Genomic DNA, 18,318 nt, shown 5'->3' with positions numbered 1-18,318 from the left:
ACCCAGTCATGCGACAAAACCTTTGCTGCCTTCTGAGTGTATTTACTTGCTATTATACCTCTTATCTGATAAATAAAAATGGGGCGGTCAAAAAAACCGCACTTAGTTTGTGCGGTTTTTGCTTACTTTTGGTATTAACCTGCTTGGTCAAGCAACATATTTCTGATATGACCAATGGCTCGTGTTGGGTTTAGACCCTTTGGACACACTGACACACAGTTCATGATGCCACGACAACGGAACAAGCTAAATGGGTCATCTAGGCGTGCTAGGCGTGCCTGAGTGTCGCCATCACGGCTATCAATGATGAAACGGTAGCCATTTAGCAGTGCTGATGGGCCCAAGAATTTGTCAGGATTCCACCAAAATGATGGGCAAGAAGTTGAGCAACACGCACACAAGATACACTCATACAGACCGTTCAATTTCTCACGATCTTCTGGTGATTGCAGGCGTTCTTTTGGCGGTGCTGGCTGGTTATTGATTAGATAAGGGTGAACCTTTTCGTATTGCTCATAGAACTGGTTCATGTCCACCACCAAATCTTTAATCACAGGCAGCCCTGGCAATGGGCGAACGGTGATTTTGTTTGGTAGTGTGTTCATATTAATCAAACACGCCAAGCCATTTTTACCGTTAATGTTCATGCCATCAGAGCCACAAATCCCCTCACGGCAAGAACGGCGGAAAGTTAAGGTCTCATCTTCACGCTTAAGACGCAATAATACATCAAGCAACATACGATCCGAATCCAAAAGCTCAACGGTGTATGATTGCATATATGGTGCTTTGTCTTTGTCTGGGTCGTAACGATAAATCTCGATGATACGGGTGCCTCGACTCATTATTTTTCTCCGAAGTTGGAAGGGCGTAGACAGCCCTTCATATTTGGCAAATGCTTAGAAAGTACGGACTTTTGGCTCGCAATAATCAACCGTCAATGGTGTTCTGCGAACTGGCTTATAAACAACTTTATTGCCTTGTGAGTACCACAAGGTGTGCTTCATCCAGTCTTTGTCGTTACGCCCAAGTGGAGCTGGTTCATAGTCGGCTGGGTGCTCATAATCAACAACCATATGTGCCCCACGGCATTCGTGGCGTAGCGATGCCGAAATCATGGTCGCCTTGGCAACCTCATACAGATTCGCCACTTCCAATGCCTCGATACGAGCTGTGTTAAACACTTGCGACTTGTCCGCCAAATGGATTTGGTTGATTTTTGGCTCTAATGCCAAAATACGCTCAACGCCCTTGTCCATCAATTCTTGGGTGCGGAAAACACCTGCATGGTCTTGCATGATTTGGCGAATTTCATCACCAATCTCTTGAGCGTTGTAGCCGTCAGTTGAGTCTTGTAGCTTGTTTAGACGCGACAAGGTAAAGTCCAAAACTCGTGGGCTTAGCGGCTTGTAGCTGCGATCAGACTGATTGAAGCTGTCAATGATATGCTGACCTGCTGCACGACCAAACACTACCAAGTCAAGCAAAGAGTTCGTGCCCAAGCGATTCGCTCCGTGTACTGACACACAAGCACACTCGCCGATGGCATATAGCCCTTTGATGATGCGACCTTCGGTGTATAGACCTTGCTCATCTTGTGGACCTTCAAGATTTGGTACAGTTACCTGACCGTGAATATTGGTCGGAATGCCGCCCATCATGTAGTGAATGGTAGGCACAACAGGTACTGGTTCTTTGGTGATGTCCACATTACCAAAATTACGGCTGATTTCAAATACCGATGGCAGGCGTTTCATGATTGAATCATGACCCAAATGCGTCATGTCCATCACGATATAGTCGCCATTTGGACCACATCCACGACCTTCTTTGATTTCTTGGTCCATTGAACGAGAAACGAAATCGCGTGGTGCCAAGTCTTTTAGGGTTGGTGCATAACGCTCCATAAAGGCCTCGCCATGCTTGTTACGCAAAATCGCCCCTTCACCGCGACAACCTTCGGTCAATAGTACACCTGCACCTGCTACGCCTGTTGGGTGGAATTGCCAAAACTCCATATCCTGCAGCGGAATGCCTGCACGCACCGCCATACCCAAGCCATCACCTGTGTTAATATAGGCGTTGGTTGATGCCTTAAAGATACGACCTGCACCACCCGTTGCCAGCACTGTGGTATGTGCCTGAAATACCGAAATATTGCCTGTTTCTTGCTCAAGTGCAATCACCCCATTGATGTTGCCTTCGTCATCTTTGATCAAATCAAGGGCAATCCACTCAACAAAAAACTGTGTGCCTTTTTCAAGGTTTTTTTGGTACAGCGTATGCAGCAGAGCATGACCTGTACGGTCGGCTGCAGCACAAGCACGCGGCACTGGCTTTTCGCCATAGTTCGAGCTATGACCGCCAAATGGGCGTTGATAAATCGTGCCATCAGCATTACGGTCAAAAGGCATACCCATATGCTCAAGCTCATAGACCACCTTTGGTGCTTCACGGCACATATATTCGATGGCATCTTGGTCGCCCAGCCAGTCAGAGCCTTTGACTGTGTCATAAAAATGAAAATGCCAATTGTCCTCGCTCATATTACCAAGCGAGGCACCGATACCGCCTTGGGCTGCTACAGTGTGCGAACGGGTTGGGAAAACTTTGGTAATGACCGCCACTTTCATGCCGCCATTGACCAATTGTAGCGATGCACGCATACCTGAACCGCCACCGCCAACAATCACTGCATCAAAGTTAAGCGTTGGGATATTATTAATTTTATCTTGGTTTGTTGCCATGTCTATTCCTAATTATTCTCATTGCTGTCAAAGCGTTATGATTTTGGCATTACCAAAAAATCATCACGCCCCAAAACAGATATACCAAAACAGCGATAATTACCAAAGATTGGATCACCAAACGCAATCCTGAGGATTTGACATAGTCGGTCAATACCGTCCACATACCCACCCATGCGTGAAATACCAATGACAAAATCGCCACCAAGCTAAACAACTTCATCGGCAAGCTCAGCATAAAGCCCTGCCATGCCTCAAAGTTCACCTCAGTGCATAGGAAAAACCCAACCACAACAACGCTATAAATCGCCAAAACAACGGCACTGATACGCTGCAAAATCCAATCGCGTGAACCTGACCCTGTCAAGCCAGTCGCACTTTTAATACCAGAATTATTTCTCATCAGAACATTACCCATACAAATGATGCGACAATTAATACCGCTGCAATCACAAAACTGACGATTGCGGCAGTACGGCCAGAATTAAACTCTTCATTCATGCCAAGGTCGGCAAGCAAATGCTTAATCCCCATCACAAAATGATACGCTGTCGCTGCCACAAAGATCCATGCAACAAAACGCACAGCAATGTTATTAAAAACATTCTCAAACCCTTCGGCTGATGACAGCGAAGTCTGAAGCAAGCACAACATCACAGGCACAAGCAAAAATAGCACGATTCCAGAGACGCGATGCAAAATAGAGGCCATAGCAATCGGTGATTTGGAGTTTACCGCAATCACTTGGCTTAATGGTAAGTTAATCGGTCGGTTGCTTTTCACAGCGGGCATCCTTATTTGATTAGATCTAATTTATGCCGTCATCAGCACGGCAAGGAGAGCTGGCTTTTATGATTGATATCCAAAAACATCAAATCATTGCATTATTTCTATTTATTAGTAATGGTAAAAAGTATATGCATTGGTTTTGTTTTGCCCAAAACCGCCTATGAGCAACCAAGCCATCGCCCATCACAAAGGTAGGCTTATGCTGGCATACTTTTTTACCACTGACATTTATTTTTATAAATACTTATCAATCATCAAACACATAGGCCACAAAAATGCACAACCACTCATGCTTTTTGTTATCTTTGCCTATTGACAACACAAATGATTATCATTTATAAAAATGAATGGGTAAACTGTTAGATTATAAATCGCTTTGCGGTGAATTACAATTCTTTGCAGCCAAAAATTGCCAAAAACCCCTTATTTTTTGTAACTTTTCTCAATCTTATCAGCATTAACCAAAATGCTTCTCATTAACCCAATAACAACTTGATGGCACATCGGTCATATGTTCTGTAGCTCTTTATAATCAACAAAAAACCACACCTGATGCTCTCGGTGTGGCTTTGTATTTTATGCTACTGCACTTTTTTTACTTGTGCTTCTAGGTGGTGAATCTTTTCCTCATTTTCCAGAACCCTTGAACGCGTGTGCTGATTTTCTATTGCAAGCTCTTTATCTCCTACCTTATGTTTCCATTCCAATAATTTAATATCATCAAACAAAACCTTACTCACCATAAACTGAAAAACCTGAAATACCAGCATGACAGCCAAAACAATGCCCAGTGCAATTTTAGACCAAGAGATTTTCTTTTTTGGGACGGTAGTAGCGGTTGTCATAAATTCTCTCCTTGATTGAACCAATAATTTTGTAATACGCCAAAGCACGCCCATGTCAAGCTGGTTTTTGATGACTTACAGGTGCTTGCACAGATATACTTATTTGCTTAATGCAGTTTAGGTTGATATTTTACTGATCTTTTTGTAACTGATTTTCCAAACGATCCCCCAATATCATTACTTCAAGCCGATCGTCTGCTATCTTTTGCTTTATTTCCAATTTTTCGTGTTGCAATTGTGATATTTGTATTTTCTCAAGTAACATTGCACTAATTTTGAACTGAAATACCTGCAAACCTATCAGCACGACCAAAATCACACCCAAGGCGATTTTAGACCAAGGGATTTTCTTTTTTGGGGCGGTGGTAGCGGTTGTCATAAATCTCTCTCCTTGATTGAGCTATCATCTTAGCTTGAACAATGATGGGTAAGCACGCCTACCACAACTTCAAAGTTTTAGCATTTTTAAAATTATGCAGGTGTGCTTACAGATGTGGTAAATTAATATTGCCCACAATCAGCACCATCTGGTGGTATTTGGCACTCTTGACCTCTGCGATGATACTGTCCACACCCTGCAATTTTATTCTTGTGCGTCCACTACCCCGCTTGTCATATTTTTCTTAATAATAACCTGCGAAATCCAGCATTTTTCATAAAAACTCCTTGTATTGAAAATGACATGCACTATAAAATTTACATAATAATAAAGCTAAGTGCAATTTTATATTATGTATAAAAAATCATCATGTCAAGCGTTCTATGGCTCAATTTGTAACTAAATATTTCATTGAATTGCTTGCGATAAAACCGTCATTTGCTAAAAAAATATTTGCAAAACACCAAATATTTGCTATTATCATCACTGTAACAGACAACTATTAGGAACTTAGCGAAGTTACAAGACAAAAAGGCTGGCAAAGAATTTGCCAAAAGAACGGAAGTTCTATCTTATCCTATCATTTTAAGAACGAGGTGATTATGTCAGATATAAAAGATGTAAAATTAGTCGTGGACGGCACAGAATACGAAATGCCTGTACTGGAGAGTACACTGGGTCGCCCTGTACTAGATGTCAGTGCCATCGCCAAAGCAGGTCTATGGACATACGATCCTGGCTTTATGGCAACTGCTCCAGTTGAGTCAAAAATCACCTACATTGATGGCGAAAAAGGCGAATTGTTGCATCGTGGCTATGCCATTGATGAGCTTGCCTCAAATGCTGAATATCTAGAAGTATGCTATGCACTGCTGTATGGTGATTTGCCAAATGCTGAGCAAAAACAAGCATTTTATGAGCGTGTATCAAACCACATGGCAGTACACGACCAACTGCGTAAATTCTTCGAAGGTTTCCGCCGCGATGCTCACCCAATGGCAATCATGGTAGGCGTGGTTGGTGCATTGTCTGCATTTTATCACAATCATCTTGACATCTCAGATCCTAAGCATCGTGATAACACAGCAGTGGATCTGATTGCCAAAGTACCAACACTTGCAGCAATGAGCTATAAGTACTCAATCGGCGAACCGTTCATGTATCCACGCAAAGATTTCAGCTATGCTGAGAATTTCTTGTACATGATGTTTGCCACACCAGGCGAGCCTGATTATAAGGTCGATCCTGTGCTGGTAAAAGCAATGGACAAAATCTTCACCCTGCACGCTGACCATGAGCAAAATGCCTCAACCTCAACTGTACGCTTGGCTGGCTCAACAGGTGCTAACCCTTATGCCTGTATCGCTGCTGGTATCGTTGCCCTATGGGGACCATCACACGGTGGTGCCAACGAGGCTGTTCTAGAGATGCTAGATGAGATTGGCTCTGTGGACAAAGTTGAAGAGTTCATGGAAAAAGTCAAACGCAAAGAAGTCAAACTGATGGGCTTTGGTCATCGTGTTTATCGCAACTTTGACCCTCGTGCCAAAGTGATGAAAGAAACCTGCGATGAGGTATTGGGTGCGTTGGGTATCAACGATCCAAAACTTGAGCTTGCCATGAAACTTGAGCAAATCGCTCTGAACGATCCATACTTCGTTGAACGCAAGCTATACCCAAATGTTGATTTTTATTCAGGCATTATCCTAAAAGCCATCGGCATTCCTACCTCAATGTTTACGGTAATTTTTGCCCTAGCTCGTACAGTAGGTTGGATCAGCCACTGGACAGAAATGCACTCTGAAGCATTCAAAATCGGTCGTCCACGCCAACGCTACACAGGTGAAACACACCGCAAATTTGTACCACTTAATGAACGCAAATAAGCGATCGCTTGGTAGGCGTACAATCCCCGAGAGTTTTCTTGGGGATTTTTATTTGTCAATTATTCAAACTTATTGCATCAACCATGCTCCAATCTAATGGCGATTTGCCTAATCTTGTAGAATTAATGGACAATGCCTTAACTGATGCAGTTATAAAAAACCTGCCAGCATCGGCAGGTTTTTGGTATGGATCATGACTTACCCAGACCTGCTTGCTGCAATAACGCCCCAAAGCTGCCCAGCGTTTTTTCCACTTTTTTGCCAGTCTTAACCGAGTTGCGTGCAGTCTGCTTGGCAGGTTTGTCAGCAAGTTGCTCCCTGCGTTTATTTGTCTTGTCTGCCTGTTTTTTGTCAGATTTTTGTAGCTTCATGCTAAAGCCAATGCGGCCTCTTGCTTCATCAACCGAGATGACTCGCACCTTGACAATGTCTTGTGGCTTGACAACATCGGCAGGATTTTGCACATAATCATCAGAAAGCTCAGAAATATGCACCAGCCCATCTTGATGCACACCAACATCAACAAAGCAACCAAAAGCGGTAACATTGGTTACTACGCCCTCTAGCACCATATCAATTTTTAGATCTTTGATGTCATTAACATCATCACGAAATGATGCGGTACGAAACTCTCCACGAGGGTCGTGTGCAGGTTTGGCAAGCTCACTTAGAACGCCCGTCAGCTGGCTGAACGCATCACCATCACCGAGCGACTTGGCAAGTGATTCGTTGCCCAGCACCTCATCAAGCGATTTGCCATGCTTTGCCAAAATCTCATACACCAAGCCGTAACTTTCGGGGTGAACGCCTGTGGCATCAAGTGGCTCATCGCCATCTTTGATACGCAAAAATCCTGCCGCCTGCTCAAAGGTTTTCACGCCCAATCTTGGGACATTTTTTAGCTGCTCGCGATTACCAAAAGCACCATTGGCACGGCGATAATCGACAATTTGCTGGGCGACATTTTTGTTCAGCCCAGAAATATGTGCCAAGATTGCAGGACTTGCGGTATTAACATCAACGCCAACCGCATTCACACAATCCTCGGTAACTTTATCCAAGCTACTCTCAAGCTCGGTCTGATTGACATCATGCTGATACTGCCCAACGCCAATGGCTTTTGGCTCAACTTTTACCAACTCAGACAAAGGATCTTGCAATCGCCGTGCAATCGACACCGCACCACGCACCGAAACATCCAAATCAGGCAGCTCAGCAGAGGCAATCTCGCTGGCTGAATACACCGATGCACCTGCTTCAGAGACAACCAATGCAGTTGCAGACAATGCTGACTCACGGATTACCGATTTTACCAATTCTTCGGTTTCGCGGCTGGCGGTACCATTACCAATCGCCACCAATTGCACCTGATGGGTCGTGATGAGATTTGCGATGCTGCTTTTGGCTTTGGCAAGCTGATTGTGCGGGTTAAACGGATACACCGTATCGGTAGCCAACACCTCGCCTGTGCCATCAATCACTGCCATTTTTACACCATGGCGAATGCCGGGATCAACACCCAAAATCACCTTGCGACCTGCAGGTGCCATCATCAGCAAATGCTTCAAATTCTCGGCAAAAACAGCAATGGCATCACTCTCGGCTGTCAATCGGCGTTCGGTCAATAGACGATGCTCAATCTGCGGTCGCCATTTGACCGACCATAGTTTTTGGGCGGTATCGGCAAGAAACTCGCCACTTGGCGATGCTTGGTTAATATCAAAATAGCTGATGATTTTTTCGACAAATGGCGTATCCTCTCCCTCCACCGACAACACCAGCACATTTTGCTGGCGACCACGCAACATTGCCAACAGGCGATGGTTGGACAGCTTGGCAAATGGCTCGCTATGCTCAAAATAATCTTTAAATTTCTCGCCTGCTTCACGCTTTTCTTCACCAACCAATGCCGAACGGATATTGGCAGTTTTATTAAAAGCTATGCGTACCTCATCTAACAAATCCAGCCTAGTTGCCCATTCGTCCAAAATAATCGCTTGCACGCCTGCCAACTGTTTGGCAATGTCCTCAAAATCCGCCTCAAAAGTCTCGCCAGACTCATCGGTCAATGTCTGCGGTGGATTAAAACCAGCCAACGCCTCTAGCGGAGCAACACCCGCCAAGATATTATGAGCGATTGGCTCAAGCCCTGCCAATTTTGCCTTGGCAGCCACTGAGCGGCGGCGAGGACGATAGGGCTGATAAATTTCTTCCAGCTCAATCTTGCTTGTGGTTGCCGCAACTCGCTCGGCAAGCTCATCGGTCAAGGCATTTTGGGCGGTCAATAGCCCCAATATTTTTTGGCGGCGAGCAGCAAGGTCTCGCTCGGCGGTCAGGGATTTTTCAAGCTGGCGTAGCATTTCATCATCAAGCCCACCTGTCTGATCTTTGCGATAGCGTGCAATAAATGGCACACTAGCACCTTCATCAAACAAACCGGCAAATGAAGCGACTTGTTGCACCTTAATATTGTGCTGTATGGCAAGTTTTTGATAAATAGACTGATTATCAATCTGAAAATCGGTATCTTGGGCAGATTGTGTCATAGCAACTCTTTGTTATTAAACACCATTATTAAACATACGAAAATTAAGCCACCAAAGCACATGATGGACACTGTGTCGTATTATAGCAAGTTTCGGCAAAAACACCAAAATTGCCTTGATTTGCCAATTTTGACCCAAAAGTGATCGCCAAACCGAGAAATTAACAAAAAATAGTTACATTTTTTTGTGCAATATTGTACACTAGCTATAATTATACTTTTTGACAAATCATGGCAAAAGGACAGGAAAAATGACTGATACTCTTGATAATTTGACTCATCGCATTTTGGTGGTTGATGATGATGCTCGTCTGCGTGCATTGTTACAGCGTTTTTTGGAAGATGACGGCTATGTGGTGCGTGTGGCACATGATGGCAAACAAATGGACAAGTTCATCGCTCGTGAAATGTTTTCGCTGATTGTGCTGGACTTGATGCTGCCTGACGAAGATGGTATCGCCATCTGCAAAAGATTGCGTGCCGACAATGCTGACATTCCCATCATTATGCTCACCGCCAAAGGTTCGGACGCTGACCGCATTGCAGGGCTTGAGGCTGGTGCTGATGACTATTTGCCAAAGCCATTTAATCCAAAAGAGCTGCTGGCACGCATTAAGGCTGTGCTACGCCGCCAAAATCGTGAATTGCCTGGTGCCCCCAGTCAGCAAGTGGAAGTGGTGGATTTTGGCCCTTGGACACTTGATTTGTCCACACGCACACTCAAACGAGACGGCAATGTGGTTACGCTAACCACAGGGGAATTTAGCGTATTAAAGGCTTTGGTACAGCACCCCAGAGAGCCTCTGACACGAGACAAGCTGATGAATTTGGCACGCGGTCGTGAATGGGGTGCAATGGAACGCTCCATTGATGTGCAAGTATCTCGCCTACGCCGACTCATTGAGGACAATCCTTCGCAAGCACGCTATATCCAGACCGTTTGGGGTGTGGGTTATGTGTTTGTCCCAGATGGTGCCGAAGGCTAAATCTCATAATGATTTGACAAAATCAAGCGGTCATCACTCTGATGTAGACCGCTTTTTGGTATTTTTCCATCAGCTTGATGACTGTATAAACAGCAATGCACACTGGCAATATCTGATAAAGCTGATGGCATGGTCAATTTATGCTGTGGTGATTGGCTACAAAGTTATGTAGATAAAATCATTTAGGCAAATTCAGGAACCGTCGTTTCACGACTTAAACCATATACACTAAACGATCCTGACTGCGGCTGCATCTTGACTGTTTTGCCAATATACAAGCGAAACGAATGCCCATTGGTCAAGCTGTTTAACTGCACAAATGGCTCGGCTGTTTTTGTCTCTTGATAATCCTGAAAATACGCTCTTGCCTCGTCCACCGAAATGCCACGCCGTTTTGCTTGATGCAAAATGCGGTGCCGCAAAGGTATCTTGGGTGCGGTGCGATAATAGCAGGCATGACCAGTAACCCTATCTTGTGGCACGGGGCGAATGCTGGTCATATGCACATAGTCGGTAAGTCGCTCTAGCCATTTTGCCAAGTTTAGGTCTTGCAATGCTTGTTCGGTTGGGGCAAAAATACGCACTCTAAAACCCAAAAAACCAATTTGTTTATCGGCATTTATACGATACTGCGGAAAACCCACACCGTATGAGATTTCACCATCATCGTCTTGTTGCTCAACGAAGGCGAGATGGAGCTGGGTGTAGAGTTTGCTCCAAATTTGATAAGCTGTTAATTCAGGACTATCTATGACGGTCAGTTCAATGTAATAATTCATAAACATTCTCATTGTTTTAGACGAATATCAGACACATACGCCAAGCCTTTTTTACCCAGATAAAATGATGATACGCCTGCATTATCTATCATCTGCTTTAGCTCCATCGCTTTTGGCAGGTCAATATCCAAAATGATTTCAAGCTGTCCACTGGCTTTGGTGAGATTATAGGGAGTATGGGTTGTTTTTTTCTTGTTACCCATTAAAGGATTTAGAAAATCTCGAACACCATTGAAGTTTCTTTTTGAAAACCCCTTAATTGTACCTCTCGTTGAAATATATTTTGAGATATCAACACCTCCTTGCTCAAGTTCGTTTACCATCACATAAAGACCTGCGGAGTACAACCTTATTGGATCAATGGTATTATTTTTTTCAACATATGATTCTTCAGGAAACAAATGTTCAAGAACTTCCAAACAATCCTTCAATTTTTTCTCAAATTTTACAACATTTTCCTTGTTTGCTAAATTCTCAAATCTTGAAATTTGCTCATGTAAACTTTCGATTCGCTTATCACTTGGTTTTTCCTTTTTGTATTCTTGAGTTAATTTGTCTTTAACAAGATTAATTTTATCTTGGAAAAATTGAACAGCCTCCATTGGTTGAATATCAAATTGAACCTTGTTTAAAATATGCGATACAGACACCTCCTTTTCAATTTTTCTTATCTTGGGATTGATAATAAAATCAAGCAACTCTTCAAAAGTAAAATCTAAAACAGACCATAAAGTGGCAGAATAATCAGAGAAAAATAAAGGCTCGTCTTCTTTTAACACACCAATAAAGCTACTTTGCGGCGGTCTATTTTCAGATTTATTAATTAAAAAAGCTTTTTCAATCCATGTTTTCGAATGTTTGGTATGTTGAAAAGAGATCTCCATATCTTTGAAATAAAAATCATCATTATTTTTTACCTGATACAACTTTCTTTGATCTCCAATCAACCTAGACAAAATACCCAAAATCGTATTATGAGAAATTTCTTTTACATCCTCTGCTTCTTTTGACTTAGATGATGCCTTAAATTCTCTTTTTTTAACAGGCTCATCATTTGAACCTGTTAAAAATGAGTTTTGCCAAGAGGATTCATAATCAATGATAATTTTCATTATTATTCTCCTTGTTGATAATAAATAGCATATTCTCCACTTTTCTGCGGGCTAATTTTGCTAATATCCTTTCTGATACGGAACATATCTTTAGGCTGCTCAAAGTTATTGTAATCAACCTCAACACTTTCTACATACACATAGCCTTTGGCTTGAGAAAAACCCAAGTTTTCTATCATATTAAGCATTTGTTTTACCAAAGTATTGATGGCATCTTCATTTAGCAAAATACCTTTCTGTCCTTCTGCAAAAATTGTTCCTTTGCGAACAAAGTTATTATGATAGGTTGCCTTAATATCCCCATGAGCAAAATCTAAGGTTTTAATATAGTTTTCAATTTTTTCAGCCAATGCGATACCCTCTTTGTCAGTAGTAATCTGTATAGCTTCTTGGCCAAAGTCATTGGATAAGGCAATAAATTGCAGTTGTTCAATATTGATTGAACCGTAAGCGATATATTCCGTATCGCCAAAAGTTGTCTTAGAAAATAATGAGTTGCTTTTATCTTTACCAGATTTGGTTTCCTGCTTTTCTTTGCTGCCCGCTCTTCCTAATTGTTCAAAATTGCCTTTTTTACCCAATTCTAAGAAGTCTGTTAATAGCAACGGACTTGTACGCTTATTCTCATTTCTCGGGATAACATAACCCCTTAACAATCCCGTCATTGAACATAAAATCTTATCAACATTCTCATGAATTTTTGGATGCTGCCAATTAATCACATCATCTTTAAACAAATGATATCGGATGCAGTTTTGGCTGATATAAAGGGGAGTCTCATCAAAATCAACTTCTGTAGCCTCTTTTAAGGTTTCGAATTTTTCACCTTTATCATTTGAAGCCAGTTTCTTGTTTGTGTAACCTCTTAGTTTTGGCATATTATGATTGGTTACGGTTTTCCATGAGCCATCAATTAAAGTTTTGAGCTCTGTCGATCCATTCCAATTCACCACGCCATGACCGCAAGCCTTGATTTTAAAATCAACACTTTTGATACCTGTTACTTTTTGCATGATTTACTCCTTGATTAAACTCATTTAAGTGATTAACTGTTTGTGAATGATATTATCGCATACATGAGTATGCGGATTTACTTTTATAAGCTTGCAAAATGTTAATACTACATCTAACCGACTTCATCAACAAGCTCATTATCCATAGATTTTGGGCTTGCCAATACATTAATCGGCATCATACCAACCGCCTGCTTGGGTGTGCGTACATAATACATGGCAAACTTATGTCGCTCTCGTTCACCCCCGATGTATGTCAAATCTTCTGGCGTATAGCTGGTATAAATCGGATATTCTGGCGAGCGAGCCAGTTTCAGCAGCTCATAATCAGCAAATGACTTTTTGTGCGTATTCTCGCCGCTGCGTCCATTTAGGATCTGATGATGTTTTTTGTGCATAAAAGCCAGCAAATCTTTTTCGCTATCTCTCATCTCAAATCTACCGCCTTGCAGTCGATCTGTGCTTTCGGTCAGACCGATATGCACCTGACTGTGATCGGTGTCTTCATCATAGGCATATTCATTGATAAAGCTTGGATTGAGCTGATTATCTACCATACAGACCGCCATCTGCACAAAGCGATTATCCCCACGCAAAGACACTCTGGCGATTTTGGCAATTTGATCTGTTTTGATGGATTTTTTACTGCTGATGCTGATGGGATCAACCAGCTTACGATGAATCATCTGCACACTTTGATTGAGTGATTTTGCAATATCTTCGGCAATTTTTTCTACTGCTGATTTATCTTGATAAAACGCTTGATACAGCCGATACAGTTCATTTAACCCCATCACATTGCCATGATCTGACAGATGGCTTTGTAAATAGTCAAGCCATGCGACACTACTGTGAAACACGCACATATTTGCCAAAAATTTGGCTTTACTACTGCTTTGTTTTTTGGTCATCAATGACTGTGGTACCGCCGTTGTGTACACGCATTGCTTGGCTTCACCAAAACGGTTGAGTCGCCCTAGCCGTTGCAGCCAGTTTTCTGGGCTCGTTAGGTCAGTAATCATCTCATCACAGCTGATATTGAGTGAGGCTTGTACAATCGGGCCACTGCGTAAGACTTGATATTGACCATTGCCATGTTTGCCAAAACTGTCTAGCACGCTGGCAAATAGATCAGCCTTGTCTTGTTTGATGAATTTTGAATGCAGCAAAATGGCATTTTCCTCATCTTGGTGAAGTAGATAACCAAGCTGAGCATCTTGAGCGGTATTACTGATTACAAAGGTGGCTTTGTCGCTACTTACAGCATTCACTATCAATGGACTGATCTGCTCGGTCTCATCATATACATCAAATACGAATTGATATTTTGCTGGATTAAAGCTATCCATACGAACCACGCGACTGTCATCAATCTTTAGCACATTTTTCACAAAAAAATCATGCGGCGTTGCTGACACAAGTAAAGTATTGGCTTTGGCACCTTGCAATTTTTTAGCTTCAATCAATTCGGCAAACAACAAATTCATCGCCGGAATGACAATCAGCTCATGAAATTCATCAAACACCACATGATATTGCATAAAATCCATCATGCTGGTAATTTTTTGGTGCGAAATAATGCCATTTAAAATCTGGTCAATGGTCGTAATGATGACATCACCAGAAAAATAATCTTCCACCTTGGTATCAGGCAATGCTATCAGCGGCGTATCGCCTTGAGAGATTTTCTTAAATTCGCCTGTAAAAATTTCAATACGGCTATTGGACAGATATTCTTTTTGGGTCAAATCATGAAATAAACCCAAACACACCTGCACTCGTGGACAGACCCAAATGATTTTTTGGGCATGGGTTTTCATTGCCCATTCTAGGGCAATTTTGGTTTTGCCGCAGCCTGCCGGTCCCTGTAGCACTGCCACATTATCACTATCTTCAAACTCTGCAATCATGGTAAGTTCAGACAACTCTTTGGCGACTGTGCTTTGTGCCTGATTGCGTTCGCTGTTAGGATATTGACGCTCAAAGCCATCCAAGCACGCTTGGATATGCTTGCCAAGCTGACTGTCTGTCGCTAGCACATCATCCAAAGCATACGCCAGCGTACCTTCTTTTAGATAATCTTGCAAATCTTCTGACGACATCTTTGAGACGATGCGATCGGCTGTAATGACCGCCATTCTCACCAAATTATGATAAGCATTGGGTGCAATATCAGCGACAATCTCATCAATCTCTGTAGCGATGTTTTCATATGCTTTATAAGGTGGTAAATCATCTCGTGTCAGCTCATAGTGGTAGGACAAAGTAGGCAATAACTTGGTCAAATCAAAATCATCTTGGCAAAACCGCTCAGCGATTTTATAAATATCCTTAAAAATCGCTTCTAACTTATCCATCAGCTTAGCTATGCTACTCGTCCCAAGCGATTTGATAAACAGCTTATCAATGCCTTTTGCTTGATCAAAAAATTTGTCATCTTTGCGATAAGGGCGAGTATGATGCCAATAAATGCTATGGGTGATTTGCCCATATTGTGCCGAATTTAACTCGCCATTTTCTTTATTTTCTTTTAATAATGACGCCGCAAGCAGCCATGAGAGTTCATTATGCCTTGGGTGGTTTTCAAAACCAAACTTGCCAAACCCCCGATCGCTTTGATTGATATGTACACCATCTTCTGGCAGTACGACAATTTCTTGTTCTTTGTTCAGTTTTTTGGTTAGCCACTCTTGAAACTGCGGATCTAATTTACCGACATCATGCAGCATCCCTGCAATGAGGGCAGATTGTGCCAATTTGGGTTTATTTAAATTTAAGCTCTTCATCAAATGATATGCCAAATAACCCACCGCAAATAAGTGTTCGCTTAATATTTGCCCTTGGCTATTGGCATAAATATCTTTTACATTGATTTCAATATCCATAATTAATTCCTTCTTTGTCCAATTCACGGGCACAAAGCCCCATTCATTGAATTTATTGCGATTGCCCACAATCCACAACAGTTCACTGTGTTTACGCGTATGAAAACGATAGCAGCTGACTGCGGTACTTTTGCTTGCCGTACGCGATAGCAATTTTTTGACCATTGCCAAACCATCTTCGGTAATCACTGTTTGCCATGTATTATCGCCAATACGATTAGCAAAAGCGTCCAAAACCTGCCTTGTGCGTGGCAAAGCCTTCTTTTCACATTGAGAAATAAAGGTAACAATCATAGTCAATTTTGAATAAAAAAGAATTATTGAAATTTTCAGGCTGTCCGAACTTGAAAATGTTGTGAAGCATTTTTGACTTGCTCAAACATAAAATCTAAAGCTTGATATTGAGTAAATTTTTGCAGAATTTTCTGACGAAATTCTTGTTCGGTAAATTCTTCTTTGGCACAGATAAATGCCCAAGGGAGCACAATTGCGTCTTTGATTAAATCCGCCACATCAAACACCAAAGCACCACGCCGTGTTTTGCCATGCATTACCGCGAAACCATGCGGAATGCCCAACACCCATAGCGTTGTCGCACCCAGTCCATACGCCAAATAATTGCCATGATTTAAAAAATTATTGGCAAGATCACCTGCTTCATGATTGCGTTCAAAAGATAACTGACATCTTGTGGCTGCTGCTTTGTAAAGTTGTTTGGTCATCATGGCTTCAGCCAGCAACAACTCATTTACCGTGTTGATTTTGGAAATTTTATTTTGAAATGAAGTATAAGCCTGCGAAATATCAACCTCATCGGCATAAAATCCAAACTCATGTAATTGTTTGTCTTTTGACCAGATTTGCTTAATAAATTCAATTCGTTGCTTTTGAAATTCTTTGGCAACAACCAATCGTTTTTGCTCATCAAACCAAAATGACAACCAACCTTGCACATATTCGGTCGGGCGATATTCATTTTGCGGATTGAGCCATTCAATTTCAGCACCCGAAAATAATGGCGTAGCACCACCCCCACAAAAACCAACCAAAACACCTGCACTGGCAAGCATACGCATGGCAGCTTGAGTAATCGATGTTCCCGTACCAAGCAAAATACAGGTGGTGTTGGCGATGGGGATATTATAATAATGATTTTCGTATTTGGCTTCGGTCAGATACAAAACGCGGCCATCTTTTTGCATCACTCGGCAATGCTCAAGATAAAAAATATTTGCCCGCTTTGAATGCAAAATCGCTTTGAGATCCTTAGGCTTAAGCGTGTCCATGGCGTCAATTTCCTTGATGATGAATTTAATTTAATCACACTCATTGTAGCCTGTCAAGCGATGATACGACCAAATTATAAGCTTATATTTTCCATCTGCCACATTGGTTATGCTATACTAAATTTGCCGTCAGATGATGATGGAAGTAAAAAACCTTTATTTTTTTAACTATTTAAAAACTTAATAAAATCAATAAGTTATAACTGGTCAAATTTTGATTGGGTAAAAAGGGTCAATTCATCATAAATGGCTGTTATTTCTTAATTTTTTGGCGTATAATTACTCTTCACGACCGCATAGGTCGCTTAGAAATGCTGACTTTTTTGGCAGCGTTATTGATTGCACTTCACGACCGCATAGGTCGCTTAGAAACAAGAGCCCTCGAGGTTAGTTTTTTTGCAGACCTTCACGACCGCATAGGTCGCTTAGAAAATGCCACGCTCAACGGCTAAATTACCGCCGTTCTTCACGACCGCATAGGTCGCTTAGAAATTAACTGTTAGTTTAACCTTACCTTCTTTTAACTTCACGACCGCATAGGTCGCTTAGAAAAAAAGAACCTGCCTTATGGAATACGCTTGTAGCTTCACGACCGCATAGGTCGCTTAGAAATGAATGTCCGCTTTAAGTTTAGCTTTACTAGCCTTCACGACCGCATAGGTCGCTTAGAAATGTAACGTCTTACCATCAGCTAGGTACTCACTCTTCACGACCGCATAGGTCGCTTAGAAATGTCATGAGTGCAAATGACAGCATTATTAACGCTTCACGACCGCATAGGTCGCTTAGAAACTATAAAATAAGGGCAAATAAGTTCTGCAATACTTCACGACCGCATAGGTCGCTTAGAAAATGAAAATGTTCAAAAATGCAGACTGCTACGCCTTCACGACCGCATAGGTCGCTTAGAAAACAGAGACAGAGAAAATGAGTTACGCACCCCTCTTCACGACCGCATAGGTCGCTTAGAAATGTAGCAAGGGCTATCACTTACACGGAGAACGCTTCACGACCGCATAGGTCGCTTAGAAATTACCTTCTTTTAATAAAGTTTCAACCAGCTTCT

14 protein-coding genes and 1 CRISPR repeat array (1 of these 15 running past the window's edge) are annotated in these 18,318 nt (G+C 42.1%); of the genes, 2 read left to right on the top strand and 12 right to left on the bottom strand.

Features of this window, described 5'->3' with window-relative positions; translation table 11 throughout:
- Positions 1 to 134 precede the first annotated feature (134 nt).
- The 6 genes from BW928_RS02625 to BW928_RS02600 form a co-directional block, all read right to left on the bottom strand.
- Entirely contained in the window at positions 135 to 845 is a 711-nt protein-coding gene (locus BW928_RS02625) for a succinate dehydrogenase iron-sulfur subunit (protein WP_076554673.1), read from the bottom strand.
- Between the two features lie 54 nt (positions 846 to 899).
- Positions 900 to 2,753 (bottom strand): succinate dehydrogenase flavoprotein subunit, encoded by a 1,854-nt coding sequence (gene sdhA, locus BW928_RS02620; protein WP_197719006.1) that lies wholly within the window; start codon positions 2,751 to 2,753, stop codon positions 900 to 902.
- A gap of 43 nt (positions 2,754 to 2,796) precedes the next feature.
- Positions 2,797 to 3,132: a succinate dehydrogenase, hydrophobic membrane anchor protein gene (gene sdhD, locus BW928_RS02615; RefSeq protein ID WP_227516533.1), complete on the bottom strand. Its 336-nt coding sequence runs from the start codon at positions 3,130 to 3,132 to the stop codon at positions 2,797 to 2,799.
- Between the two features lie 17 nt (positions 3,133 to 3,149).
- Positions 3,150 to 3,539: a succinate dehydrogenase, cytochrome b556 subunit gene (gene sdhC, locus BW928_RS02610; RefSeq protein ID WP_076554670.1), complete on the bottom strand. Its 390-nt coding sequence runs from the start codon at positions 3,537 to 3,539 to the stop codon at positions 3,150 to 3,152.
- 578 nt (positions 3,540 to 4,117) lie between these two features.
- A complete protein-coding gene (locus BW928_RS02605; RefSeq protein ID WP_076554669.1) occupies positions 4,118 to 4,381 on the bottom strand; it encodes a hypothetical protein in 264 nt (87 codons plus the stop codon).
- A gap of 130 nt (positions 4,382 to 4,511) precedes the next feature.
- The gene (locus tag BW928_RS02600) at positions 4,512 to 4,760 is read right to left on the bottom strand and encodes a hypothetical protein (RefSeq protein WP_076554668.1); all 249 of its coding nucleotides are present in this window, start codon (positions 4,758 to 4,760) and stop codon (positions 4,512 to 4,514) included.
- 602 nt (positions 4,761 to 5,362) lie between these two features.
- On the opposite strand from BW928_RS02600, the gene gltA reads away from it, so the two are divergent.
- Positions 5,363 to 6,646 (top strand): citrate synthase, encoded by a 1,284-nt coding sequence (gltA, locus tag BW928_RS02595; RefSeq protein ID WP_076554667.1) that lies wholly within the window; start codon positions 5,363 to 5,365, stop codon positions 6,644 to 6,646.
- 191 nt (positions 6,647 to 6,837) lie between these two features.
- On the opposite strand, the gene BW928_RS02590 is transcribed toward gltA, so the two are convergent.
- Positions 6,838 to 9,192 carry a Tex family protein gene (locus BW928_RS02590; protein WP_076554666.1) on the bottom strand — a complete coding sequence of 785 codons (2,355 nt, stop codon included), beginning with the start codon at positions 9,190 to 9,192 and terminating at the stop codon, positions 6,838 to 6,840.
- Positions 9,193 to 9,442: 250 nt separating this feature from the next.
- Here BW928_RS02590 and ompR point away from each other — a divergent pair, with 250 nt between their 5' ends.
- Entirely contained in the window at positions 9,443 to 10,177 is a 735-nt protein-coding gene (gene ompR, locus BW928_RS02585) for an osmolarity response regulator transcription factor OmpR (protein WP_076554665.1), read from the top strand.
- Between the two features lie 182 nt (positions 10,178 to 10,359).
- Here the strand turns inward: ompR and cas6f are convergent, their stop codons facing one another.
- The 5 genes from cas6f to cas1f all read right to left on the bottom strand — a co-directional run bounded on the left by cas6f (position 10,360) and on the right by cas1f (position 17,252).
- Positions 10,360 to 10,956 (bottom strand): type I-F CRISPR-associated endoribonuclease Cas6/Csy4, encoded by a 597-nt coding sequence (cas6f, locus tag BW928_RS02575; RefSeq protein WP_076554720.1) that lies wholly within the window; start codon positions 10,954 to 10,956, stop codon positions 10,360 to 10,362.
- 8 nt (positions 10,957 to 10,964) lie between these two features.
- Positions 10,965 to 12,068: a type I-Fv CRISPR-associated protein Cas5fv gene (cas5fv, locus tag BW928_RS02570; RefSeq protein WP_076554663.1), complete on the bottom strand. Its 1,104-nt coding sequence runs from the start codon at positions 12,066 to 12,068 to the stop codon at positions 10,965 to 10,967.
- 2 nt (positions 12,069 to 12,070) lie between these two features.
- Entirely contained in the window at positions 12,071 to 13,081 is a 1,011-nt protein-coding gene (gene cas7fv, locus BW928_RS02565; protein ID WP_076554662.1) for a type I-Fv CRISPR-associated protein Cas7fv, read from the bottom strand.
- A gap of 113 nt (positions 13,082 to 13,194) precedes the next feature.
- A complete protein-coding gene (locus BW928_RS02560; protein WP_076554661.1) occupies positions 13,195 to 16,260 on the bottom strand; it encodes a CRISPR-associated helicase/endonuclease Cas3 in 3,066 nt (1,021 codons plus the stop codon).
- Between the two features lie 35 nt (positions 16,261 to 16,295).
- Entirely contained in the window at positions 16,296 to 17,252 is a 957-nt protein-coding gene (cas1f, locus tag BW928_RS02555; RefSeq protein ID WP_076554660.1) for a type I-F CRISPR-associated endonuclease Cas1f, read from the bottom strand.
- Positions 17,253 to 17,536: 284 nt separating this feature from the next.
- Positions 17,537 to 18,318: a CRISPR direct-repeat array (repeat unit 28 nt; unit sequence CTTCACGACCGCATAGGTCGCTTAGAAA); it runs 326 nt beyond the window's last position.

The sequence above is a fragment of the Moraxella cuniculi DSM 21768 genome (assembly GCF_900156515.1).
In the GTDB taxonomy this organism is placed as follows: Bacteria; Pseudomonadota; Gammaproteobacteria; order Pseudomonadales; family Moraxellaceae; genus Moraxella; species Moraxella cuniculi.
The sequence above is the reverse complement of the archived record's forward strand: the minus strand, read 5'-3'. Positions and strand labels throughout refer to the sequence as shown.